Source organism: Pantoea sp. 9140 (genome assembly GCF_000745295.1).
Classification (GTDB): Bacteria; Pseudomonadota; Gammaproteobacteria; order Enterobacterales; family Enterobacteriaceae; genus Pantoea; species Pantoea vagans.
The window spans coordinates 2,033,232-2,056,392 of record NZ_JQNO01000001.1; the positions used below are offsets into that span (position 1 = coordinate 2,033,232).

Annotated in this window: 22 protein-coding genes; 8 read left to right on the forward strand and 14 right to left on the reverse strand. The window is 54.6% G+C overall.

Translation table 11 applies throughout. The features are described 5' to 3' along the window. Positions 1-277 precede the first annotated feature (277 nt). The 5 genes from FA92_RS09605 to copC all read right to left on the reverse strand — a co-directional run bounded on the left by FA92_RS09605 (position 278) and on the right by copC (position 4,388). Complete coding sequence (locus FA92_RS09605; protein WP_033783307.1) at positions 278-493, reverse strand: hypothetical protein; 216 nt, start codon at positions 491-493, stop codon at positions 278-280. Positions 494-1,141: 648 nt separating this feature from the next. Continuing rightward, the gene (locus tag FA92_RS09610; protein ID WP_239780519.1) at positions 1,142-1,615 is read right to left on the reverse strand and encodes a hypothetical protein; all 474 of its coding nucleotides are present in this window, start codon (positions 1,613-1,615) and stop codon (positions 1,142-1,144) included. Positions 1,616-2,754: 1,139 nt separating this feature from the next. Continuing rightward, complete coding sequence (locus tag FA92_RS09615) at positions 2,755-3,102, reverse strand: YebY family protein (protein ID WP_013358153.1); 348 nt, start codon at positions 3,100-3,102, stop codon at positions 2,755-2,757. Between the two features lie 28 nt (positions 3,103-3,130). Next, complete coding sequence (gene copD, locus FA92_RS09620; RefSeq protein WP_033783308.1) at positions 3,131-4,006, reverse strand: copper homeostasis membrane protein CopD; 876 nt, start codon at positions 4,004-4,006, stop codon at positions 3,131-3,133. 4 nt (positions 4,007-4,010) lie between these two features. Beyond that, a complete protein-coding gene (copC, locus tag FA92_RS09625) occupies positions 4,011-4,388 on the reverse strand; it encodes a copper homeostasis periplasmic binding protein CopC (RefSeq protein ID WP_033783309.1) in 378 nt (125 codons plus the stop codon). 150 nt (positions 4,389-4,538) lie between these two features. Here copC and FA92_RS09630 point away from each other — a divergent pair, with 150 nt between their 5' ends. Both FA92_RS09630 and exoX read left to right on the forward strand, forming a co-directional pair. Then, positions 4,539-4,772, forward strand: coding sequence for a DNA polymerase III subunit theta (locus FA92_RS09630; RefSeq protein ID WP_033733020.1), 234 nt, complete (start codon positions 4,539-4,541; stop codon positions 4,770-4,772). Further along, entirely contained in the window at positions 4,772-5,440 is a 669-nt protein-coding gene (gene exoX, locus FA92_RS09635) for an exodeoxyribonuclease X (RefSeq protein ID WP_033783311.1), read from the forward strand. The genes FA92_RS09630 and exoX overlap by 1 nt, the downstream gene beginning before the upstream one ends. On the opposite strand, the gene FA92_RS09640 is transcribed toward exoX, so the two are convergent. Together FA92_RS09640 and FA92_RS09645 are read right to left on the reverse strand one after the other, a co-directional pair. Further along, positions 5,434-7,497 (reverse strand): prolyl oligopeptidase family serine peptidase, encoded by a 2,064-nt coding sequence (locus FA92_RS09640; RefSeq protein ID WP_033783312.1) that lies wholly within the window; start codon positions 7,495-7,497, stop codon positions 5,434-5,436. The two genes, exoX and FA92_RS09640, sit on opposite strands and share 7 nt — an antisense overlap. Before the next feature lie 126 nt (positions 7,498-7,623). Then, a complete protein-coding gene (locus tag FA92_RS09645; RefSeq protein ID WP_033783313.1) occupies positions 7,624-8,280 on the reverse strand; it encodes a DUF533 domain-containing protein in 657 nt (218 codons plus the stop codon). 177 nt (positions 8,281-8,457) lie between these two features. Between FA92_RS09645 and purT the strand changes: the two genes are divergently transcribed. Next, positions 8,458-9,636 carry a formate-dependent phosphoribosylglycinamide formyltransferase gene (gene purT / locus FA92_RS09650; protein WP_033783314.1) on the forward strand — a complete coding sequence of 393 codons (1,179 nt, stop codon included), beginning with the start codon at positions 8,458-8,460 and terminating at the stop codon, positions 9,634-9,636. A 34-nt stretch (positions 9,637-9,670) separates the two neighbouring features. Here purT and FA92_RS09655 read toward each other — a convergent pair whose 3' ends face one another. Both FA92_RS09655 and zwf read right to left on the reverse strand, forming a co-directional pair. Beyond that, the gene (locus tag FA92_RS09655) at positions 9,671-10,309 is read right to left on the reverse strand and encodes a bifunctional 4-hydroxy-2-oxoglutarate aldolase/2-dehydro-3-deoxy-phosphogluconate aldolase (protein WP_010258674.1); all 639 of its coding nucleotides are present in this window, start codon (positions 10,307-10,309) and stop codon (positions 9,671-9,673) included. 214 nt (positions 10,310-10,523) lie between these two features. Beyond that, entirely contained in the window at positions 10,524-11,999 is a 1,476-nt protein-coding gene (gene zwf / locus FA92_RS09660) for a glucose-6-phosphate dehydrogenase (protein WP_013358160.1), read from the reverse strand. 363 nt (positions 12,000-12,362) lie between these two features. Between zwf and FA92_RS09665 the strand changes: the two genes are divergently transcribed. From FA92_RS09665 to FA92_RS09675, 3 genes are all read left to right on the forward strand, one after another. After that, a complete protein-coding gene (locus FA92_RS09665) occupies positions 12,363-13,232 on the forward strand; it encodes a MurR/RpiR family transcriptional regulator (RefSeq protein WP_197061495.1) in 870 nt (289 codons plus the stop codon). Positions 13,233-13,348: 116 nt separating this feature from the next. Then, a complete protein-coding gene (gene pyk / locus FA92_RS09670) occupies positions 13,349-14,791 on the forward strand; it encodes a pyruvate kinase (RefSeq protein ID WP_013358162.1) in 1,443 nt (480 codons plus the stop codon). A gap of 85 nt (positions 14,792-14,876) precedes the next feature. Further along, complete coding sequence (locus FA92_RS09675; protein ID WP_033783315.1) at positions 14,877-16,109, forward strand: MFS transporter; 1,233 nt, start codon at positions 14,877-14,879, stop codon at positions 16,107-16,109. Positions 16,110-16,460: 351 nt separating this feature from the next. Here the strand turns inward: FA92_RS09675 and lpxM are convergent, their stop codons facing one another. The 3 genes from lpxM to znuA form a co-directional block, all read right to left on the reverse strand. Next, positions 16,461-17,435 (reverse strand): lauroyl-Kdo(2)-lipid IV(A) myristoyltransferase, encoded by a 975-nt coding sequence (gene lpxM / locus FA92_RS09680; protein ID WP_033783316.1) that lies wholly within the window; start codon positions 17,433-17,435, stop codon positions 16,461-16,463. Positions 17,436-17,560: 125 nt separating this feature from the next. Beyond that, positions 17,561-18,892: a murein DD-endopeptidase MepM gene (gene mepM / locus FA92_RS09685; RefSeq protein WP_013358166.1), complete on the reverse strand. Its 1,332-nt coding sequence runs from the start codon at positions 18,890-18,892 to the stop codon at positions 17,561-17,563. Between the two features lie 13 nt (positions 18,893-18,905). Next, on the reverse strand, positions 18,906-19,853 hold the full coding sequence (gene znuA, locus FA92_RS09690) for a zinc ABC transporter substrate-binding protein ZnuA (RefSeq protein WP_033783317.1): 948 nt from the start codon (positions 19,851-19,853) through the stop codon (positions 18,906-18,908). Positions 19,854-19,930: 77 nt separating this feature from the next. On the opposite strand from znuA, the gene znuC reads away from it, so the two are divergent. Beyond that, positions 19,931-20,686 (forward strand): zinc ABC transporter ATP-binding protein ZnuC, encoded by a 756-nt coding sequence (gene znuC / locus FA92_RS09695; RefSeq protein WP_033783319.1) that lies wholly within the window; start codon positions 19,931-19,933, stop codon positions 20,684-20,686. After that, entirely contained in the window at positions 20,683-21,468 is a 786-nt protein-coding gene (gene znuB, locus FA92_RS09700) for a zinc ABC transporter permease subunit ZnuB (RefSeq protein WP_013358169.1), read from the forward strand. Before znuC ends, znuB begins: the two co-directional genes overlap by 4 nt. On the opposite strand, the gene ruvB is transcribed toward znuB, so the two are convergent. Then, positions 21,469-22,473 carry a Holliday junction branch migration DNA helicase RuvB gene (ruvB, locus tag FA92_RS09705; protein ID WP_013358170.1) on the reverse strand — a complete coding sequence of 335 codons (1,005 nt, stop codon included), beginning with the start codon at positions 22,471-22,473 and terminating at the stop codon, positions 21,469-21,471. Positions 22,474-22,481: 8 nt separating this feature from the next. Next, complete coding sequence (gene ruvA / locus FA92_RS09710) at positions 22,482-23,096, reverse strand: Holliday junction branch migration protein RuvA (RefSeq protein WP_003849207.1); 615 nt, start codon at positions 23,094-23,096, stop codon at positions 22,482-22,484. Between the last annotated feature and the right edge of the window lie 65 nt (positions 23,097-23,161).

Consider the following 23,161-nt stretch of genomic DNA (forward strand, 5'->3'; position numbering starts at 1 on the left):
TTTGACTGGAGATTAAGAATAAGCCAAACGGAGATGATGACAAGATGACAGATAAGCTTTGGGTGCGAGTCTGGCGGGGTTGTTGCGGCTTTTGCGAGTGGGGTCGGTTTTTTAGGGATTGTGTTTAGCGGCAACGCTTCGTCAGGCTTACGTTCTCTGTCGGGTAGAGATGAAGCGCGCTTACTGAACAATTTGGTCAGGTGAACATTGCCCGTTAAAAGGGGCGATTAAGCCCCAGTCGCTTCAGAAGATTTCGTACTGATTGCTCAAACGTCTCTTAAGAGTGCCAGCGGTGGATGCCATTGTCAGCGGGTGGCGGCCCCATATGCTGAGCGGCACTATCCGGCGCTGGCGGTGGTCCCATATGCTGAGAAGCGTTGTTTGCGGGCGCAGCCGGCCCGGCGTGATGGCTCCAGCTGGTGTTGTTATGCTGGCTTTCATGATGACGATGCCAGTCAGAAGATGGGCCACGGTGATGACCACCATCAGCCATCACACAACCTGACATTGCGGCACTTGCCAGCGCTAGAATCACACAAGGAATAACTTTTTTTATGAACATATCTGACCCTGGTTAAATATCACTGGGGCAGGTTACGTCCCGGTTTTTATACGGTGGGTAAACGTTAGAAGGGGTCTGGGGAGGATGTTGGGGGAGGTTGATTGAGGTCAATTTTGGGGATGACCTGCTATCGGGAAAGGATCGATTATGCTGTCAGTAAGGTGAAAGCGTCAATGAGCATTAACTGGACCTAAGATAATGACAAAAATAGTGGAGCAGTGATTGATTTTTGAGCACGCCACTGATCGTTAGTCAGATAAACGGATACGCTTTCTTAGCCTCAATCAGTGACGACAAGTTGATATAATCACTACATATAAACCAGGTCTCCTTTTAAGGGTGTTACTCTTCTCTCACTTTAATCGCTAATGATTTGAATAGAACATTTAAATATTTCCGGATCGAGCTAATACCATCTATTGTATTTAATATACACATAAGAAACGATAGCTACCCATGATATGCTAAGAAGCCCTGCATGCTCTGGAATAAACCGGATAAAAATGTACAAACCTGCCATAATGACAGCAAAAGGTATTAAATAGAAAAAAGACTGTACTAGCCATAAAAGTACACGCTTCATTTATTCAATATCTCATATAAAGCATCTGCGATTTCTTCTTCATTATTATCCCCTGAATTTATCTGATAAATTATCTGGCTCATTTGAGGCTCAATCAGAAAGTAAAGCATTTCGATATTTTCCTGACACAAGGAATGATAGTAAGAAGCATCCTGAAACTTCAGCCTGTTAGCTGCAGCTGCGGCAATTTGTGCATTAGCATACAGCGTAGCCCCATTCACAAACCATGTAGAGAAGGAGTTAACGATTTGGATACGTTTTTTTTTGAAATCGCCACTTTCAAGAATTAAATTAGCGAGAGTCAGTGACAGGGAAAGCTTGTTAGCTTTGGTTGAAGCATGTTCTGCTGCTTTGCCGATCAATTTCTGGATCCGAGACACAAGATCACTACTTTTTTGAGGCCCGAGTTTTGTTAAAGTTTTACGAAAATAAATTTCAACCATATCAAGACTAACGTCACCCCCTTGCATATATTTCACCCAAAGCGAGAACTAACCTTTTGTCCTCTCTCCACGTATCACGGCATGAACTGCGATAATATTCATCGGCAAGGAAACATGAACCATAATTCATAAGCCTTTGACTACCTAATCTGAATTTTTCAATTGTAGATATATGGTCTGCATGGATGTCATTAAGAGAATTTGTAAGAACTACCGCTAGCTGCTTATTAGCCTGCATCTTCAATTGCAAATAGGTTTGTGACATTATTTAGGTCCATGTTGTATCATTTAACCAATTTTTGATCATGTTCACCTTTAAGGGCAAGAAAGGAGATGAGTAAAGCAAAAAAAATGTTGATTTATGTCCCTGTTGTTATTATTTTTTTCTAATTATACCGGAGATTACCCTTCGACTAACGACACCTGAACAGCTGGCAAGTCTGAGTGATTTTACAAGCTTAGGAGGAATGCTGAACCCATTGCTTTCATTAATGATTTTTTTAGGATTTTTTTCGATCTTTCTGGCTGTTATCACCGTATCCGTTTCCAAAAAAATCTATCAGACAAGAGCAAACTCAAAGAACAAATGAAGTCTGGTATTAGCTGTAATTGGCTTCACTTACAATGACTGCCAATTAAGCACATGACTAATATTGATTTTAGCGTTCTGTAATTATTGCTCCCTTTTTTCGGAGCGAGGCAGGAGGAACAAGCACCTAAAATCGTTGTTTCCCGGACAACGTCACCAAGTCGATACTGATTTTCGATGAAAAACAACGTGAGCATGTCATAGGCTGAGACACAGAAAGTCTTTGAAAGGGTTAATGTATTTTCATACATGGATGAGTGTACTGAGGTTTCGGTAAATCCCGCTATCTTTGGTAAATAATAATTCTGATGAGTTGATTCAAATTCTGGCTTCAGCTTCAGCCAACCAAAAAAAGACCGAATACGATTCCTATATTCGGTCCAGGGAAATGGCTCTCAAGGAGCCGTGCGCTAAAAGTTGGCATTTATGAAGGCGGTGTCGCCTTGCAATTTAAGGTTAGAACAGCGCGGTGGAAATGCCAGCAAACGCAGGGATCAGGGCCATAAACCGGATCAGTTTGTGATCGCAACGGCAAAAATCCTTGATTGGGCGCAGTGCGAGGCTGCACCCGGGAGGTTTATTTACCGCACAGCGCCTGAGTGCGCTCAACAATCGGCTGCAGACTCATCATCTGACCCGGATGCGCCTTGTCTTCGGCCTGAATCACGCTAATCGGCTGCGCTTTCACCTGTTTGTTTTTAAACAGCTGGTCGGCGATGTCGTTCAGCGGGTATTGCATCAGCGTGCTCGGGTTGATGGCAAACATCGCACCATCTTTCTCGCAGGTCAGCATTACCTCTTCACGGTTAAACGGCCACTTCTCTTTCCCGATCTCAAAGCGGCTGACGGTAATGATTTGTGCCGCCAGCGCCTGGCCGCATACGGATAACAACAGGATTGCGGGGATCACTTTCTTCAGCAACATAATTACCCTTTTCTCTCTTAAACCACATTCAGGCGGGTGACAGCGTAGCAAATACGCTCACCAGCCCAACCACGCCACACGCCAGCAGCAGTTCAAGCTGCGTCATGCGAATAAATTTTTGCTGCGTCCCGCTGCCCGCCAGGCGGAAGCGCGGCACCAGCCAGTATCGATTGATCAGCGCCACCAGCACCATCAGGGCAACCAGCAGCACCTTGCACAGCAACAACACAATGTAGCGTGAATCGTGCCACATGAGTGGCCAGCCTGCGATCATCACACTGTTTATCACACCACTCAGCAGCGTTAGCGCTACAGCCAGATGACCATAGCGCGAAAACCGCATCATGGTACGAATCGCGTCAGTGCGTCGATCGATCTGGCGCGCCTCGCGCATCAACAGCAGCAAGGGCAACAATCCGCCCACCCAGAACGCCGCCGCAATCAGATGCATTGCCTGGTTAATCTGCTGAAGCAGACCGGGCAATCCATCACGCATCGCGGCATGACCTATCAGGGCCATGCAGGCAAGTTGCAGCAGGCCCGCCAGCAGTAACACCTGCTGACGCAGCTTTCCGGTCAGTAATAGCGCAACAAAGCCCATAACGCCGAAAATGATTTCCCACTGCCACACCGCACCAAAATGCGTGTCGAGCACCGCCAGCCAGATGTCTAAATCGGCCAGATTCGTGCTGTCGCCGCTCATCAGCACATTCTGGCAGGCCAGCATCAATAGCGCACTCAGCAGCGCCAGCCAGGCGCTCCCCTTCACCAACGGATTTAATCGTCTCGCCAGCAGAGGTCGATAGCGTTTGGGTGCCAGCAGCGCGCTGTAACAGGCACTGCCGGTCAGCAGCATCACAGCGGCAAAATGCAGCCCGCGCAACAGGATCCAGAGGGTGGTCACCGGCTTACTTCACGCTAAAGCGATAGCTTCCTGCGGTTTTATGTCCATCCACCGACAGCACATGCCAGTTGACCTGATAACTGCCCGCTTTCAGCGGCTGAGAAAGGCCAACAATCAGGCGATTTTTCTGCCCCGATTCAACGCGGGCTTTGTCGATCGCGACAGGCTTGCTGGCACTGTCCAGCAGCGTGACGCCGCTAAACGCCGCTTCAATATCTTCGCTAAAATTCAGCGTCAGCGCATCGGGGGATGTCGTCACCTGCGCTTTAGCTGCGGGTGCGGAAGACTGGAGATGCGCATGCGCTGCGGCCAGCGAGCTGAATGCCATCAGTCCGGCTGCCGCCAGCGCAATAACCATGCGGGAAATGGGTTTTTTCTGCATTAGATCATCCTTTTAACCGCCGCCAGGGCGATAAACGTGGCAAAAGGATACGCTGCTGGTTTTGCACTGTCGAGGCCAGCAATGCGATCCTTATCCTTGATTCATACCGCCGAAAACATTACTTTTGCCGGCTATCGTCAGGAGAATATTATGAGCCATAACCTTGCCGTGCTGTCCCAGGAAGAGAAAGACAAGATCAATGTCGATTTAGCGGCAGCGGGCGTGGCGTTCAAAGAGCGCTATAACATGCCGGTCGTTGCCGAGATGGTGGCGCAGGAGCAGCCCGAAGCGCTGCGTGACTGGTTTCGTCAGCGTCTGATGCAATACCGCCAGGCATCACTCAGCCTGTCGCGCCTTCCTTATGAACCGAAGATGAAGCAATGATGTTCCGCGTTATCGATACCGAAACCTGCGGTCTGCAGGGCGGCGTGGTGGAAGTCGCGTCCGTGGATGTGGTCAACGGTCAGATTGTGAACCCAATGAGCGACCTCACCCTGCCCGACCGCCCTATCAGCCGTCAGGCGATGGCGGTGCATCGCATTACCGAAGCGATGGTCGCCGGTAAACCGACCATTGAAGAGGCGATCCCGCGCTATTACGGCAGTGCTTTCTACGTGGCGCATAACGCCAGCTTTGATCGCCGTATGCTGCCGGAAATGTACGGTGAATGGATCTGCACCATGCAGCTGGCGCGCCAGCTCTGGCCGGGCATTAAATATGGCAACCAGGCACTGCGTCATTCGCTAAAACTGGATGTGACGCCGCCCGCTGATCTGCATGCGCACCGCGCGCTCTATGACTGCTATGTCACTGCGGCGCTGCTGATTCGGATTATGGAGGTCTCCGGCTGGGGTGCTTCCGAGATGATTGTGCGTTCACAACCGGCGGCCCAGCGCGACGACATTCTGCCGTTCGGCAAATATCGCGGCCAGGCCATTGCGGTGATTGCGAGAAAGGATCCGGGCTACCTGAAGTGGGTGCTGAATAATGTCAGCGATCTGCGCCCGCCATTGCGGCAGGCGCTGAATAAATACCTGTCGGAGTCTCAGTAATCCTGAGCGGGCGGCAGGGTACCCTGCGCCAGTCCCAGCAGGAAAGTGTATTCCATCGCGATACCCTCGTAGGCTTTGTAACGCCCCGACTTGCCGCCGTGACCGGAATCCATATCGGTGCAGAGCAGCAACAGGTTGTTATCCGTTTTCAGCGATCTCAGCTTCGCCACCCACTTGGCCGGTTCCCAGTACTGCACCTGTGAGTCGTGCAGGCCGGTGGTGACCAGCAGATGGGGATACGATTTCGCCTCAATGTTGTCATAGGGGCTGTACTGGCGGATGTAGTGGTAGTACTCAGGATCGTTGGGGTTGCCCCACTCGTCATATTCACCGGTCGTCAGCGGAATCGACTCATCCAGCATGGTGGTGACCACATCCACAAACGGCACCTGCGCCACCACGCCGTGGAACCGCTGAGGCGCCAGATTAATCACGCCGCCCATCAGCAGGCCGCCTGCACTGCCGCCCATCGCATAGAGCCGTTCCGGGTGGCCGATGTCGCGCGCCACCAGCGCATCCGTGACATCAATAAAGTCGGTGAAGCTGTTCATTTTGTTGAGCAGGCGACCGCCGTCATACCATTGCTGTCCCAGCTCACCGCCGCCGCGCACCTGTATCAGCGCATAGACAAAGCCGCGATCCAGCAGGCTCAGACGGCTGACGCTGAAATCGGCATCCATGCTGCTGCCGTAGGCGCCATACCCATAGACCAGCATCGGGTTCTGACCGGGCTGATAATGTTTGCGGTGATAGACCAGCGACACCGGTACTTCGGTGCCATCGCTGACTTTGATCCAGTGATGCTCGCTTTTGTAATCTTCCGCGTTAAAGCCTTTAACCTGGCTCTGCTTCAGAATGCGGCGTTCGCCGGTATCCATATCCAGTTCAAACAGCGTGGTCGGCGTGGTCATCGACGAATAGCCGTAGCGCAGTTTGCTGGTGCGCGGCGTCGGATTGTACGCCAGCCAGGTTACATAGGTCGGATCGTCAAAGGCGATGCCGCTGGTCTCGCCGCTGGCCCAGTTAATCTGTCGCAGGCTGGTTAAGCCGCGCTGGCGCTCCTCAACCACCAGCCAGTCGCGGAACAGCTGGAAATCCTCCATAACCACCTGTTCCCGTGCCGGGATCAGCGTTTCCCAGCGAGTCTCATCCAGATAGCGACTGCGATACAGCCCGAAGTTTTTGCCTTCGCGATTGGAGCGAATGAAGAACTGATGATCGTAATGGTCGATGCTGTATTCATGATCGCGACGGCGCGGCAGAAAGACATGTGGCTGTGCATCGGGGAAGTTCGCATCGATCAGCTGAATTTCGCTGGTGTTGGTGCTGTAGAGCGCAATCATGATGAACTGCTTGGAGGTGCTCTTGTGCACGCTGAGATGATAGGTGTCATCCTGCTCTTCGTAGACGAGCTTGTCTTCCGACTGCGGCATACCTAGTTCATGTCGCCACACCTGATACGAGAGCAGCGTCTGCGGATGTTTCTGCACATAGTAGATCGTACGGGAGTCGTTGCCCCAGGCGAAGCTCGATGAGGCGTTACTCAGCACTTCAGGATACCAGCTGCCACTCTCCAGGTTGCGGAACCGGATGCCGTACTGGCGTCGCGACAGGAAATCTTCGGCCAGCGCCATGACCCGGTTATCGGGGCTGATGTGCAGCGCGCCCATCGTGTAAAAATCGCTGTGCGAGGCGCGCTGGTTGGCATCCAGCAGCAGACTCCACTCGCCAGACTCCTCGCTTGCTGCCGGTTGCCGGTAATAGGCCGGATATTCGTTACCGCTCTGATAGCGGCTCTGATAGCGGTAACCGTTTTTCACATAGGGCACAGAGTGATCTTCCGGCGGCAGCCGATCGATAATCTCTTTTAATACCCGGTCCTGCAGCGGCTGCTGCGATGACATGATTTTTTTGCCGTAATTGTTTTCGGCACGCAGGTAATCAAGGACTTCGCTGTTTTCACGTTTGTCGTCGCGCAGCCAGTAATAATCGTCAACGCGCGTCTCGCCGTGCAGCGTCATCTCATGGGGAATTTTTTTTGCGATGGGTGCTTTCATCCATCCGTCTCCATCAACGTAATGATCTGTAAGCGTAACACTTCGGCAGCCGGAAGCCAGGTATGACGAGAGAAGCTGCCGCTGGCCAATCACTTCGTGTGACCAGCCAGCGGACTTCAGCCAGGATTAACCGGCAGGCAGACGGGATTTTTCAGCCTCAAGATCCTGCTGGATGCCGTCACGGACATCCTGAGGAATTTTCAGCGCGTCGCCCAGCGCGGAGAGATAGCTGCGTTCCATGAAGTGATCGACGTCGATAGCGGTACAGCTCAGGAAGTAAAGCTCCAGTGCCTCTTCCTCATTTTTCACATCGGCGGCCAGCCACTGCGGGTCCAGCGGGCGGTTCATCGCTTTCTGAATCAGCTGTTCTGCATCCTGGCCGTAACCGGACTGATGAATATTCTGCTCAATGGCTGCCCGCTCCTGATCGTCGATGTGCCCGTCACTTTTAGCGGCAAACACCAGCGCCGTGACCAGACGTTCAGCGCGCTGGTCTATGGGCGTCTGAGCCACGCCAAAATCAGGTTCATTCTGGTGCGCTTCGCTGACCCGCTGCTTATATTTGTTCCACAGCACCGCACCAGCGGCCGCGCCACCACCAATAATCAGCGCTTTGCCGCCATATCTGGTCAGCAGTTTGCGTGAAGACTTACTGGAGACCAGCATGGCGGCCAGACCGCCCAGCGCACCCGGTGCCAGCATGTCACTTAAGCCGCCGCCCGATTTTCCTTCACCGCCCTTCTTTGCCAGTACCGACTGAATCTGTTGCAACCAGTTATTCATCATTCACTCCTTATTCACTCCTTTCAGGATGTCAGCCCGCTATCCTGACCAAAAGCTTGTCAGGAAACGTCAGAGCGGGAAAAGTACGGCAAAAAGCAGTGTCAGATGGACGAAAGATGAGAACGCAAACGTTTTCGTTTATACTTGCGCGCGAATTTTGACTGCTTAGGTGAATGTATGACGACTCTCGGAACAGCGCTGCGTCCGGCGGCGACGCGTGTAATGCTATTAGGTTCAGGTGAACTGGGTAAAGAGGTGGCGCTGGAGTGTCAGCGTCTGGGTGTGGAAGTGATTGCGGTGGATCGTTACGCCGATGCCCCGGCGATGCATGTCGCCCATCGCAGCCATGTGATCAATATGCTGGATGGGGCAGCGCTGGCTGCGCTGATTGCCGAAGAGAATCCTGACTTTGTGGTGCCGGAAATCGAAGCCATCGCCACGGATACGCTGGTTGAGCTGGAGCAGCAGGGCCAGCGCGTGGTTCCGACCGCCCGTGCCGCAAAGCTGACCATGAACCGCGAAGGCATTCGTCGCCTGGCGGCTGAAGAGTTGTCACTGCCCACTTCACGCTATCGCTTTGCCGACAGCAAAGCGCGTTTCGATGAAGCCGCAACCGAAATCGGCTTCCCATGCATTGTAAAGCCGGTGATGAGTTCATCCGGTAAAGGCCAGAGCTTTATCCGCGACGCCAGCCAGCTGGAGAAAGCCTGGGACTATGCCCAACAGGGTGGCCGCGCCGGTGCCGGTCGCGTCATCGTCGAAGGCGTTGTTAACTTCGATTTTGAGATCACCCTGCTGACCATCAGCGCCGTCGATGGCATTCACTTCTGTGCGCCGATTGGTCACCGACAGGAGGATGGCGACTATCGTGAATCCTGGCAGCCGCAGCAGATGAGTGACCTGGCGCTGCAGCGGGCGCAGGATGTTGCCGCGCAGGTGGTGAAGGCGCTGGGCGGTTATGGCCTGTTTGGCGTTGAGCTGTTTGTCTGCGGTGATGAGGTGGTATTCAGTGAAGTGTCGCCACGTCCCCACGACACCGGGATGGTGACGCTGATTTCACAGGATCTGTCAGAGTTTGCGCTGCACGTGCGGGCGTTCCTGGGTCTGCCGATTGGTGGGATTCGTCAGTATGGTCCATCGGCATCTGCCGTTATCCTGCCGCAACTGACCAGCCAGAATGTGCAGTTTGTAAATGTCGAAGCCGCACTGGGGGCCGGTCTGCAACTGCGGCTGTTCGGCAAGCCGGAGATCAGCGGGCAGCGTCGTCTGGGCGTCGCGCTGGCCAGCGGTGAGAGCACCACGCAGGCGATTGCGCGTGCAGTTGCCAGCGCAGCGGCGGTTACGGTTCAGGGGTAAAGGTGTGCGGTGAGCAGACGCTCACCGCCATTACTTACTTCGCGCCTTCGACAGCTTCGCGAGCCAGGCGGGTGATGCGATCCCAGTCGCCCGCTTCCAGCGCATCGTTAGGCACCAGCCAGGAGCCGCCGATGCACAGCACGCTTTTCAGCGCCAGATAGTCACGGTAGTTGGCCGGAGAGATACCGCCGGTCGGACAGAAACGCACCTGCGGGAAAGGTCCGCCAATCGCCTGCAGCGCTTTCACGCCGCCATTTGCTTCTGCCGGGAAAAATTTAAATTCGCGCAGACCATAGTCCATACCGGTCATCAACTCAGAAACCGTGCTGATTCCCGGAATCAACGGAACCGGCCCTTCAACCGCCGCTTTCAGCAGCGATTCCGTGACGCCAGGGCTGATAACAAACTGTGCACCGGCATCGGTCACTTCCTGTAACTGCTGCGGATTAATCACTGTGCCCGCACCGACAATCGCATCCGGCACTTCTTTGATCATCGCACGCAGTGCATCCATCGCTACGGGCGTGCGCAGCGTGACTTCCAGCACTCTGACACCGCCTGCCACCAGCGCTTTCGCCATCGGCACAGCATGTTCCAGTTTATTCACTACGATGACCGGCACCACAGGTCCGGTGGTCAGAATCTGTTCAGCACTCGTTTTCCAGTTTTTCATCAGTTCCCCTTGCTTGATAACACCGGGATTGTGGCCCGGTCATGGAGCATCGGCTCCTGCCCTGTAAATTGCGTCACTACCATACATGATTCGCTTCCTGAGCGTCTATCCTCCTGCGCCCATTTTGAAACAGCAGTTCAGTTTTATTCGTATCCGCTGGCCCGGTTTAAAGGCGAAAAAAAAGCCCGCGTGGCGGGCTTCATCATCACTTCAGTTATTCAAACTCGTTCCACGAGCGACCATCGCGGGTGATCATCGCCACCGAGGCCACCGGGCCCCAGGTGCCAGCCTGATACGGCTTGGAAGAGTCACCATCTGCCGCCCATGCGTTGATAATCGAATCAACATAGGTCCATGCGGCTTCAACTTCATCGCGACGCACAAACAGCGCCTGGATGCCGCGCATGCTCTCCAGCAGCAGACGCTCGTAAGCATCGGCAAGGTGCGACTGGTTGAACGTCTCGGAGTAGCTCAGATCCAGCTTGGTGGTCTGCAACTTGTGCTTGTGATCGAGGCCTGGCACTTTATTCAGGATCTCGATATCCACGCCCTCGTCCGGCTGCAGACGAATGGTCAGCTTGTTCTGCGGCAGCTCTGAGTAGGAATCTTTGAACAGGTTCATCTCGGGGTTTTTAAAGTAGACCACCACTTCGGAACATTTGGTCGGTAAACGCTTACCGGTACGCAGGTAGAACGGCACGCCTGCCCAGCGCCAGTTGTCGATATCGACACGAATTGCGACGAAAGTCTCCGTAGCGCTCGTTTTATTGGCCCCCTCTTCTTCAAGGTAGCCTGGCACTTTTTTACCCTGCACAAAGCCCGCAGTGTACTGACCGCGTACGGTTTTCTCACGCACGTTGGTCTGGTCGATGCGGCGCAGCGAGCGCAGCACTTTAACTTTTTCGTCACGGATGCTGTCGGCACTGAGATCGGACGGCGGCGACATGGCGATCATGGTCAGAATCTGCAACAGGTGGTTCTGAATCATGTCACGCATCTGACCCGCTTTATCGAAGTAACCCCAGCGGCCTTCAATACCCACCTCTTCGGCCACCGTGATCTGCACGTGGTCGATGGTGCGGTTATCCCAGTTATTCACGAAGATAGAGTTCGCAAAGCGCAGCGCCAACAGATTAAGCACGGTCTCTTTGCCGAGATAGTGGTCGATACGGAATACCTGGCTCTCATCGAAGTATTCACCAACGCTGTCGTTGATCTCCTGCGAGGTTTCCAGTGAGGTACCGAGCGGCTTCTCCATCACCACGCGCGCCGGTTTCGCATTCAGCTTCGCGGTGCCCAGTCCCTGACAGATCGCGCCAAAGGTGCTCGGCGGCATTGCAAAGTAGTTAATGGTGGTGCGGTTTTTCTGGTCCAGCATCTTGCCCAGTTTCGGGAAGTGCGTGGTGTCGTTAACATCGAGGTTGCAGAAGTCGAGACGATTGCTGAGTTTGTCCCACAGCGCTTCGTCAATCTTCTCCTTCATGAAGGTTTCCAGCGCTTCACGTACCACTTTGGTGTATTCCGCTTTGTCCCACTCGGCACGGCCGACACCAATAATGCGGGTTTCCTCGTGGATCTGACCCGCTTTCTCTAACTGGTACAGTGAAGGCAACAGTTTACGGCGTGCAAGATCGCCTTTGGCACCGAAAATCACCAGATCGCATGCCTGGGCTGTTTGTGTTACCGCCATTTTCCTCTCCTCGTTGCAGGATAGTCCGGTGGTGATGCATCCTCTGCCACCGGGTCCAGGTTATTATTTTCTTTCAGCACAATGTACTTTTTTCCCCGCGCCAGGTAAACCGACTCGCCGGGTCAACCGCATTAACTCTGTACCGGATGCGCTGCATGCGTGTGATGACACGTGCGGATTGCCGGTTTTTTCTGTGTCTGCTGGTGTCAGGAAATCTGGCACCGGTCAAAGTATCCCAAAAAAAAGCGCCATCGGCTTGTCCGCCGTTGCGCCTGTCGGCCGCTGACGCGATATAGTCTCTGTTAATCGGCGCTGACGACAGTGATAATTGAAATTGATAAAAGCGATAATGGTCATCGGCTTATGAATATGCTGGAAAAAATTGAGGCGCAGTTCGCTGCGCTGAGCAAAGCGGAACAGAAAGTCGCCCGGCAGATTCTGGCTGCCCCCCAGGCGGCGATGCACTCCAGCATTGCGACGCTGGCAGGCGTTGCCGGCGTGAGTGAACCCACCGTAAACCGCTTCTGCCATCGCCTGGGCGCACGCGGCTTTCCCGACTTTAAACTGCTGCTGGCGCAGAGCCTGGTGAAAAGCAGCAGCTGGGTCAGCCGGGGTGTGGAGGATAACGACAGTGTGGAGGACTACAGCCACAAGATCTTCGACTCGGCGCTGGCTGGACTGCAGCGGGTGCGCGACCAGTTGAACAGCACGCAGCTGCAACAGGCCGTCACCCTGCTTGCGCAGGCCGATAAACTCACCTTTTTCGGGCTGGGGGCATCCGCGGTCGTGGCGCATGACGCCTTTACCAAATTTCTGCGCTTTAATCTGCCGGTCATCTGGTCGGACGATATTGTGATCCAGCGCATGAGTTGCATAAATAGTCGAGCCGGTGACGTTTTTGTGCTCATTTCACATACTGGACGCACAAAAAATATGGTAGAACTGGCTCGCCTGGCCCGTGTAAACGGTTCCACCGTTATTGCCATCACCTCTCCCGATTCACCCCTTGCCCATGAAGCAGCGATAGCTTTAGTGCTTGATGTACCGGAAGATACGGATGTCTATTTGCCGATGGTGTCGCGCCTGGCGCAGTTAACCGTGATCGATGTGCTGGCGACCGGTTTTACCCTGGAACGGGGTGCCCCCTTCCGGGAAAACCTGAAACGCGTGAAAGAGGCGTTGAAAGCGTCGCGTTATGAAAAGAACACCCTTCGGGAAGAGAGTGATCAGTAAAAAAATTAACATCACATTTACAATGTGAGTCGTATCACAACCCGTCGATCATATAGAATAGATAACCATGCTGTGTCCACAGACCCGGACACGCTTAAATGTTTACGGAGTCCCCGATGTCAAGACGTCTCAGAAGAACCAAAATCGTAACAACCCTCGGCCCGGCCACCGATCGTGATAATAACCTCGAAAAAATCATCGCTGCCGGTGCGAACGTTGTACGACTCAACTTCTCTCACGGCACGCCAGAAGACCATCAGCTGCGTGCCGACAAAGTGCGTGAGATTGCCGCAAAACTGGGCCGCCACGTGGCTATTCTCGGTGACCTCCAGGGTCCAAAAATTCGTGTTTCGACCTTCAAAGAAGGTAAAGTTTTCCTGAATATCGGCGACCGTTTTCTGCTGGATGCCAGCCTGGGTAAAGGCGAAGGCGATAAAGAGCGCGTGGGTATCGACTACAAAGGTCTGCCTGAAGATGTGGTGCCGGGCGATATCCTGTTGCTGGATGATGGCCGCGTGCAGCTGAAGGTGCTGGAAGTTCAGGACACGAAAGTCTTCACCGAAGTCACTGTCGGCGGCCCGCTGTCGAACAACAAAGGCATTAACAAGCTGGGCGGCGGCCTGTCAGCTGAAGCACTGACCGAAAAAGACAAGGCAGACATTATCACCGCCGCTAAGATCCGCGTCGATTATCTGGCCGTCTCCTTCCCACGCTGTGGCGAAGATATGAACCTGGCGCGTCGTCTGGCGCGTGAAGCGGGTTGTGACGCTAAGCTGGTCGCTAAAGTGGAACGTGCCGAAGCGGTTGCCAGCCAGGAAGCGATGGATGACATCATTCTGGCATCAGACGTGGTGATGGTTGCGCGTGGCGACCTGGGCGTTGAGATTGGCGATCCGGAGCTGGTCGGCATTCAGAAAGCATTAATTCGTCGTGCCCGTCAGCTAAACCGCACCATCATTACCGCGACGCAGATGATGGAGTCGATGATTACTAACCCGATGCCAACCCGCGCAGAAGTCATGGACGTGGCTAACGCCGTGCTGGATGGCACCGATGCCGTGATGCTCTCTGCAGAAACCGCAGCGGGTCAGTATCCGGCAGAAACCGTCTCAGCGATGGCGAAGGTCTGCCTGGGCGCGGAGAAGATCCCAAGTGTCAACGTCTCCAAGCACCGTCTGGATGTGCAGTTCGACAACGTCGAAGAAGCGATTGCCATGTCGTCCATGTACGCCGCAAACCATCTGCAGGGCGTTACTGCGATCATCACCATGACCGAGTCGGGCCGTACTCCGCTGATGACCTCACGTATCACGTCGGGCCTGCCGATCTTTGCGATGTCCCGCCATGAACGCACGCTGAATCTCACTGCACTCTATCGCGGTGTGACGCCTGTGTTCTTCGACAGCAACAACGACGGTGTCGCGGCCGCACACGACGCGGTTAACCTGCTGCGCGATAAAGGTTTCCTGGTTTCAGGCGATCTGGTTATCGTGACCCAGGGTGATGTGATGGGCGCCACCGGCACCACTAACACGACTCGCGTGCTGCGCGTGGATTAATTGCGCCCGCGTTTACATTGTCGGTGTAGAATCAACGACGCGACTGCCTGGCAGTCGCGTTTTTCTTTTCTGACAAGGAGGCAAGATGCCCCGTTTCCAGCCCATCAGCCAGCTTACCGGCCGAATTTTACTTTTTCCTCTGGCGTTAGTGCTATTCGAGTTTGCTACCTATATCGCCCACGACATGATCCAGCCCGGCATGCTGATCGTCACCAGCGAGTTCTCCGTTGGCCCGGAATGGGTTTCTACGTCGCTGACCGCTTACCTGATTGGTGGCGTGGTGCTGCAATGGCTGCTGGGTCCACTCTCTGATAAGTTTGGCCGGCGACCGGTGATGCTCTCCGGCATCCTGTTTTTTGCCGTCGCCTGCATACTGACCAACTGGGTCAGTTCGATTGAAGAGTTTGTTGGGCTGCGTTTTATTCAGGGTATCAGCCTCTGCTTTATTGGTGCGGTTGGCTATGCCGCCATTCAGGAAGCCTTTGATGAGGCGCTGGCGGTGCGCATGATGGCGCTGATGGCCAACGTGGCGCTGCTGGCTCCGCTGGCAGGTCCGCTTGCCGGTGCCGCCTGGCTCACCGTGGGCAGCTGGCGCAGTATGTTCTGGCTGTTTGCCGCCTGCAGCCTCGTTGCGTTTGTGGTGCTGTGGCGTGTGATGCCCGAAACCGCAGGCGACCGCAGCCACTCAATCGCCCTGCCGAATCTGGCGCGTAACTATGGCCGGTTGATGAAAGACCGGCTGGTGATGTTTGGGTCTTTTGCTATCGGGCTGGTGTTTATCCCAATCCTCACCTGGGTTGCGCTGTCACCGGTGATCCTGATGCATGACGAAGGTCTGTCTCGCATGCAGTATGCCCTGCTGCAGCTGCCGGTGTTTCTGGCGATGATTGCCGGTAACCTGACGCTGAGTAAGCTGGCCGGACGGGTGCCGATTGAACAGCCGGTGAAGTTCGCCGCCTGGCCGATTCTGATTGGCCTGAGTCTGGCGCTGGTGGCAAGCCTGCTGAACAGCCACGGTTATCTGCTCATCACGGCTGGCCTGAGCTTCTACGCCTTTGGCGCAGGGATGGTGAATGCCGGACTCTATCGCCTGACGCTCTACGCCAGCGATGAAGGCAAAGGCAGCGTGGCGGCCATGCTGGGGATGATCAGTATTCTGACGCTGGCGGTGGGGATTGAGCTGGCGAAAAGTGGCTACTTCAGCGGCGGCACGTTGTGGTTCTGTCTGATTAACTTTATCAGCGGCGTGCTGTGGTTTGGTCTCGTGACCCTGTTTATGCGCGAACGTAAACGTCGCAGCAGGCTGGAGGCGTTATAACAGAGCTGCGTAATCGTCTGCGCTGAGCATGCCACGGATGGCGATTTGCGTCTTTGCGCAGGGGGTATGCTTCCTGAGCCAGCTCTTTTATTCACTCATAAAAGGCTGCGAAAGCGGCCTTTTTATTATCACTTAATCGCTGGATCTGGGTGAATCTGAAAGCGGCAAATAAACTTAAAGCGCAGGGAACACGGGCAGAGGAGGAAAGCGTCCCGCGCCACGGATGGCGCGGGACGAGCGGCCAGGGATGGCTTAAGCGCCTTTCCGATCTGACCGTGTTCCCTAAGCATTTTCGAACTTACCGCTAACCAAACCCGACGTACCAAAAAGGCCGCTTTCGCGGCCTTTCTGCTATTTGCGCGGATAAAGCTCTTTGCGCGAATAGGGTTCGATGTCACCCTCTTTGCGGGTCTTCAGCAGCTTGAGGATCCACGTGTACTGCTCGGGATGCGGGCGGACAAATATTTCCACCTCTTCATTCATCCGGCGAGCCAGCTGGTGATCGTCGGCCTCCAGCAGATCGTCCATCGGCGGACGCACATAAATCTCAAGCTTATGCGTTTCACTGTTATAAACCGGGAACAGCGGCACCACGCGGGCATGGCACACCTTCATCAGCCGGCCAACCGCAGGCAATGTCGCCTTATAGGTAGCGAAGAAATCGACAAATTCGCTGTGCTCAGCACCGTGATCCTGATCGGGCAGATAGTAGCCCCAGTAACCCTGACGTACTGAACTGATAAACGGCTTAATCCCGTCGTTGCGGGCATGCATCCGGCCGCCATAGCGACGACGGGCCGTGTTCCAGGCGTAGTCCAGCAGCGGGTCGCTCTGATTGTGGAACATGGCCGCCATCTTCTGGCCTTCTGACGCCAGCAGCATGGCAGGAATATCCACCGCCCAGCCGTGTGGCACCAGGAAAATCACATTCTGCTGCTCAGCTTTCATCTGGTCGATGATTTCACGACCATGCCACTCAACGCGCTGCCGGATGCGAGCAGGATCGCGCAGCACCAGCTCGGTCATCATTGTCATCGCCTGCGGCGCTGTCGCAAACATCTCATCGACCAGCGTGGCACGCTGCTCTTCACTGAGTTCCGGCAGGCAATAATAGAGATTAATCAGCGCGCGGCGACGTGCGCCCTTTGCCAGCTTACCGGCAAACCGGCCTAACCGGCCCAGCAGCGGATCGCGCACTTTCGGCGGTAAATACGCCAGACCCGCCAGCGCACCTATTGCCAGCCAGCTGCCCCAGTACTTAGGTTTGAGAAAAGAACGTTCAAAAACGGGAATAAATTCAATGTTATTTTTTTTACGGGTTTCCATGCACTCGCCTCAAGCAATGACCGGCTTATGATAGTGACGACCTGAAAATTTGCAATCATCCTGCGCCAGATAGCAAAAAACCGACGGAGAAGCCGTCGGTTTTTGCGCGATTTGACGAAATTCGCTTACTTCAGACCCAGCTGAGGTAGCCAGGATTTAACCTGTGCCATGTAGTCGCTGCGATCTTTGCCGGTCAGACCTTCCATGCGCGGCAGCTTCGCCGTTAATGGGTTAACCGCCTGGTTATTGATCCAGATTTCGAAATGCAGATGCGGTCCGGTGGAGCGCCCGGTGTTGCCGGACAGTCCAATACGGTCGCCACGTTTCACTTTCTGACCTGGCTTCACCAGCACTTTCTTCATGTGCATATAGCGTGTCATATACTGACGGCCATGACGGATAGCGACGTAGTTACCGGCGGCACCGCCGTTTTTCGCTACCACGATCTCACCATCACCCACTGCGAGCACCGGCGTACCGATTGGCAGCGCAAAGTCGACGCCTTTGTGCGGCGCAATGCGGCCCGTTACCGGGTTAAGACGACGCGGATTAAAGTTGGAAGAGACACGATACTGCTTAACCGTCGGGAAGCGCATAAAGCCGCGTGCCAGACCGGAGCCGCTGCGATCGTAGAACTTGCCATCTTCCGCGCGGAATGCGTAATAATCTTTACCGCCGCTGCGCAGGCGCACGCCCAGCAACTGACTCTGTGCACTCTTGCCATCCAGCATTTCACGTGACATCAGCACGCTGAACTGGTCGCCAGCACGCAGCTTACGGAAGTCCATCTGCCACTGCATCGCTTTAATCACGGCGCTGGCTTCAGCCCCGCTCAACCCCGCCCGCATGGCGCTGGCGGCGAAACTGCCGCGCACTTCGCCCTGCATCACGCTGTTGCGCCATTCGCCCTTCTGCATCTCCGCATCCATCTTAAAGCCACCGGCTGGGGTGCGCTCATAGGTGCGGGTTTCACGACGGGAAATTTCCCAGCTCAGGGTTTTCAGGCCACCATCATCATCCAGCGTCCAGCTCAGCTGCTGACCGACCTGCAGATTACGCAGATCGCGATCGCTCACCACCAGCGCATTGATATCACTGATGTCGATGCCATATTGATTCAGGGCACTGCTCAGGGTGTCGCCGGATGAAACAGTGTAGTCGTGAACACCGGCCGTTTCGGGCACGTCGGTGTCGACATCATCCGCAGGCAGCTCTTCGTCCGGTTCCGGTGTGCTCTGATCGATCGGCTCACTGGCTTCCGGCAACAGCGTGCGGAGCGTGTTCTTATCCAGTTCAATATTTTTAACGATGGGGGTCACATCATCTGTCGGATGATAAACGTAAGGCCGCCAGACAGCGACGGCCAGAGTGACTACAGTTAACGATCCCAGCATTACGCGGTGGGGGCGCGGCAAATTATTAAATGCGAGGGCGACAGAGCGGGCTATCTGCTGCACTTTTACCTATTCCTCATGCTCCATTCAGGCAGCTTTCATACTGGCTCGACAGTTGTGAGAGGAATTTCACATAGCTGTCTTTGGCTAAGCTGATGTCCGTGCCCAGGGGATCAAGCGTGCCTTTACGCACCTGTGTTCCGCGGGAGACAGCATCGATGACTGCTGGTCTGAATTGTGGCTCAGCAAAGACGCAGACCGCCTTTTGCTCAACCAACTGTGTTCGTATCTGGTGTAAACGCTGAGCGCCCGGTTGAATTTCAGGATTGACGGTAAAATGCCCGGCGGGCGAGAGACCGTAGTGCTTTTCAAAGTACGTGTAAGCGTCGTGAAAAACGAAATATCCTTTATTTCTGACCGGAGCAAGTTGTGCGCTGACGCGTTTGTCCGTGTCCGCCAAAGCTACCTCAAACTGCTGGAGGTTGGCGTCAAGTTTGGCCTTATCTTGCGGCATAAGTTCCAATAATTTTCCATGGATTGCAACCGCGGTTTTGCGCGCAATCTCTGGCGACAACCACAGGTGCATATTAAACTCGCCGTGATGGTGATGATGCGCTTCAGCATCCTGATCTTCGGATTTTTCCGCTGCGTGTTCATCTTCATCTTCACCACCGCTAATCAATAACGGTTTTACCCCGTCGATGTTCACCATCGCGAGGTTTTTTTGAGCCGGAAGTTCAGCCGCAGACTTCGCCATAAAGGCTTCCATTTCTGGCCCGACCCAGACAACTAAGTCCGCGTTTTTTAAGCGTTTTGCATCAGATGGCCGCAGGGCGTAATCATGTTCGGACGCGCCGTCCGGCAGCAGCACCTCAACCGGTGTAACGCCATCGGCAATAGCAGCAGCAATAAAACCTACCGGTTTGAGTGAAGCCACAACATTCGCCTGGGCAGGAAGGGTTAACAAAGCTGAAACAGATAAAGCAGCCAGGGCGAAAATTGAGCCCTTTTTATTATGTAACATATTGCGTCATTCCATCGTGACCATGAGGTGGAATGTGATATTATAACATTCGAAATTCTGTGCAACCTGTAAATACTATGACCTCACTTGTCACACTCGATAACGTTTCGATAAAGTTTAACCAGCGCAATGTGTTATCAGGCGTCAGCCTGGCATTGCAGCCTGGTCGCATTCTCACCCTGCTGGGTCCCAACGGTGCCGGAAAATCAACGCTGGTGCGTGTGGTGCTCGGCCTGCTCGCCCCTACAACCGGTTCGGTTCAGCGTGATCCTGCTCTGCGTATCGGCTACGTGCCGCAGAAGCTGCACATCGATCCCACCCTGCCGGTCAAGGTTGAGCGCTTTATGCGTCTGACCCGTGGCAGCAAACACGCGGAGATTATGCCAGCACTGAAACGTGTGCAGGCGGGCCATCTGCTCAACTCCCCGCTGCAAAAGCTCTCCGGCGGTGAAACTCAGCGTGTGTTGCTGGCACGCGCCCTGCTGAATCAGCCTCAGTTGCTGGTGCTGGATGAACCAACGCAGGGAGTGGATGTGAACGGTCAGGTTGCGCTGTATGACCTGATCAATCAGTTACGCGTGGAACTGAACTGCGGCGTGCTGATGGTTTCCCACGATCTGCATCTGGTGATGGCGAAAACTGACGAAGTGTTGTGCCTCAATCACCATATCTGCTGTTCCGGCACGCCGGAAGCCGTCTCGCAGCATCCCGAATTTATCGCGATGTTTGGCCCGCGTGGCGCGCAGGAGTTGGCGATCTACCGTCATCATCATAATCACCGTCACGACCTTCAGGGACGTATCGTTTTACGCAAAGGACAGGGTTCATCATGATTGAGTTGTTATTACCGGGCTGGATAGGCGGTGTGATGTTAGCGCTGGCTGCCGGTCCGCTGGGTTCGTTCGTCGTCTGGCGTAAGATGTCCTATTTCGGCGATACCCTGGCGCACGCGTCTCTGCTCGGCGTAGCCTTTGGCCTGCTGCTGAACGTGAACCCCTACTACGCGGTGATTCTGGTGACGGTCTGCCTGGCGCTGGGACTGGTCTGGCTTGAGCGGCGTCCGCATCTGGCTATCGATACCCTGCTGGGCATTATGGCGCATAGCGCGCTGTCGCTGGGCCTGGTCGTCGTCAGCCTGATGAAGAACGTGCGCGTTGATTTAATGGCGTATCTGTTTGGCGACCTGCTGGCCGTAACGCCTGATGACCTCTGGATGATGGGTGGCGGCGTGATAATTGTGCTGCTGGTGATGGCGTGGCAGTGGCGTTCGCTGCTGTCGATGACCATCAGCCCGGAACTGGCGCAGGTGGATGGCGTGAATATCCAGCGAACCCGGCTGATTCTGATGCTGGTTACGGCGCTGACGATTGGCGTGGCGATGAAGTTTGTGGGTGCGCTGATTATCACTTCATTGCTGATTATTCCGGCTGCAACCGCTCGCCGTTTTGTGCGTTCGCCGGAAGGCATGGCGGCCGTCGCGGTGGTCATCGGCGTGATTGCCGTCACCGGCGGTCTCACCTTCTCTGCGTTCTACGACACGCCTGCCGGTCCGTCCGTGGTGCTCTGCGCCGCCATCCTGTTTATCTTCAGCATGGTGCGCAAACCGGCCATGTAGTCACTCTTCGCGCGTAATGCCGAAGTGACGATAAGCATGCTGCGTGGCCAGACGGCCACGCGGTGTGCGCTGAATAAAACCCTGCTGAATCAGGAAGGGTTCAATCACATCTTCGATGGTCTCACGCTCTTCACCAATCGCAGCAGCCAGGTTATCCAGCCCCACCGGCCCACCCATAAACTTGTCGATAATCGCCAGAAGCAGTTTACGGTCCATATAATCGAACCCTTCACTGTCGACGTTAAGCATATCCAGCGCGCTGCAGGAGACTTCTCCGCTCATATCACCATTAGCCCGCACCTCTGCGAAGTCACGCACGCGGCGCAGCAGGCGGTTGGCGATACGCGGGGTGCCGCGTGCGCGACGAGCAATCTCTAACGCCCCTTCGTCACTCAGCGCCAGGCCCAGACAGGCGGCACTGCGTCCTACGATGTGCTGCAGATCTTTAACCTGATAGAACTCCAGACGCTGCACAATGCCAAAGCGATCGCGCAACGGCGAGGTCAGCGAGCCTGCACGGGTGGTGGCACCAATCAGGGTAAACGGCGGCAGATCGAGCTTAATCGAACGCGCCGCCGGGCCTTCACCGATCATGATATCCAGCTGATAGTCTTCCATTGCCGGATAGAGCACCTCTTCCACCACCGGTGACAGGCGATGGATCTCATCGATAAACAGCACGTCATGCGGTTCAAGGTTAGTCAGCATCGCAGCCAGATCGCCTGCCTTCTCCAGCACCGGACCCGAGGTGGTACGCAGGTTCACGCCCATCTCGTTGGCCACGATGTTCGCCAGCGTGGTTTTCCCCAGACCTGGCGGACCGAAGATCAGCAGATGATCCAGCGCATCACCACGCAGCTGTGCGGCTTTGATGAAAATCTCCATCTGCTCACGCACCTGTGGCTGGCCGACATACTCGGTGAGCATCTTCGGGCGAATGGCGCGGTCAATTATCTCTTCTTCGTTAATACTGGCAGCGGAGACCAGGCGGTCGGCTTCTATCATGACTTACCTCAAATGGCGGCGCGGAGCGCTTCGCGGATCAGGGTTTCACAATCCGCATCCGGTCGGCCGACTTTACTGATCATACGGCTCGCTTCCTGCGGTTTATAACCCAGTGATACCAGCGCTGCAACCGCTTCAGATTCCGCATCGTTGGTTTCCGGCTCAGCGCTCGGCGTGGTGAGCGTAAAGGCCGAATCGCCGCCAAACAGGTCGCCGTGCATCCCTTTGAAGCGGTCCTTCATCTCAACAACCAGACGCTCAGCGGTCTTTTTACCCACGCCAGGCAGTTTCACCAGTGACGCGATCTCTTCTTTTTCTACCGCAGTCACAAACTGCTGCGCCGACATGCCGGAGAGGATCGCCAGTGCCAGCTTGGGGCCGACGCCATTCACTTTAATCAGTTCGCGAAACAGCGCGCGCTCCTGCTTGCTGTTAAAACCAAACAGCAGCTGAGCGTCTTCACGCACGACAAAGTGGGTAAAAATCACCGCTTCGTGCTGAAGTTCAGGCAATTCATAAAAACAGGTCATGGGCATGTAAATTTCATAGCCGACGCCGTGTGCCTCAAGCAGCACCAGTGGCGGCTGCTTTTCCAGAATGTTGCCCCGTAAACGACCTATCACCTGAATGCTTCCTTAACTAACGAATGTGGCGGATTTTATAACATAAAAAAGGCTGGATGAATATC

Bases quoted from the DNA above. Each gene is read 5' to 3' on its own strand.
- FA92_RS09675 (WP_033783315.1), top strand. From the start codon at position 14,877: ATGCCCCGTTTCCAGCCCATCAGCCAGCTTACCGGCCGAATTTTACTT.
- FA92_RS09605 (WP_033783307.1), bottom strand. From the start codon at position 493: ATGGCTGATGGTGGTCATCACCGTGGCCCATCTTCTGACTGGCATCGT.
- purT (WP_033783314.1), top strand. From the start codon at position 8,458: ATGACGACTCTCGGAACAGCGCTGCGTCCGGCGGCGACGCGTGTAATG.
- FA92_RS09665 (WP_197061495.1), top strand. From the start codon at position 12,363: ATGAATATGCTGGAAAAAATTGAGGCGCAGTTCGCTGCGCTGAGCAAA.
- FA92_RS09615 (WP_013358153.1), bottom strand. From the start codon at position 3,102: ATGTTGCTGAAGAAAGTGATCCCCGCAATCCTGTTGTTATCCGTATGC.
- znuC (WP_033783319.1), top strand. From the start codon at position 19,931: ATGACCTCACTTGTCACACTCGATAACGTTTCGATAAAGTTTAACCAG.
- lpxM (WP_033783316.1), bottom strand. From the start codon at position 17,435: ATGGAAACCCGTAAAAAAAATAACATTGAATTTATTCCCGTTTTTGAA.
- pyk (WP_013358162.1), top strand. From the start codon at position 13,349: ATGTCAAGACGTCTCAGAAGAACCAAAATCGTAACAACCCTCGGCCCG.
- FA92_RS09630 (WP_033733020.1), top strand. From the start codon at position 4,539: ATGAGCCATAACCTTGCCGTGCTGTCCCAGGAAGAGAAAGACAAGATC.
- copC (WP_033783309.1), bottom strand. From the start codon at position 4,388: ATGCAGAAAAAACCCATTTCCCGCATGGTTATTGCGCTGGCGGCAGCC.
- FA92_RS09655 (WP_010258674.1), bottom strand. From the start codon at position 10,309: ATGAAAAACTGGAAAACGAGTGCTGAACAGATTCTGACCACCGGACCT.
- znuB (WP_013358169.1), top strand. From the start codon at position 20,683: ATGATTGAGTTGTTATTACCGGGCTGGATAGGCGGTGTGATGTTAGCG.
- FA92_RS09610 (WP_239780519.1), bottom strand. From the start codon at position 1,615: ATGCAAGGGGGTGACGTTAGTCTTGATATGGTTGAAATTTATTTTCGT.
- FA92_RS09640 (WP_033783312.1), bottom strand. From the start codon at position 7,497: ATGAAAGCACCCATCGCAAAAAAAATTCCCCATGAGATGACGCTGCAC.
- ruvB (WP_013358170.1), bottom strand. From the start codon at position 22,473: ATGATAGAAGCCGACCGCCTGGTCTCCGCTGCCAGTATTAACGAAGAA.
- FA92_RS09645 (WP_033783313.1), bottom strand. From the start codon at position 8,280: ATGAATAACTGGTTGCAACAGATTCAGTCGGTACTGGCAAAGAAGGGC.
- znuA (WP_033783317.1), bottom strand. From the start codon at position 19,853: ATGTTACATAATAAAAAGGGCTCAATTTTCGCCCTGGCTGCTTTATCT.
- zwf (WP_013358160.1), bottom strand. From the start codon at position 11,999: ATGGCGGTAACACAAACAGCCCAGGCATGCGATCTGGTGATTTTCGGT.
- exoX (WP_033783311.1), top strand. From the start codon at position 4,772: ATGTTCCGCGTTATCGATACCGAAACCTGCGGTCTGCAGGGCGGCGTG.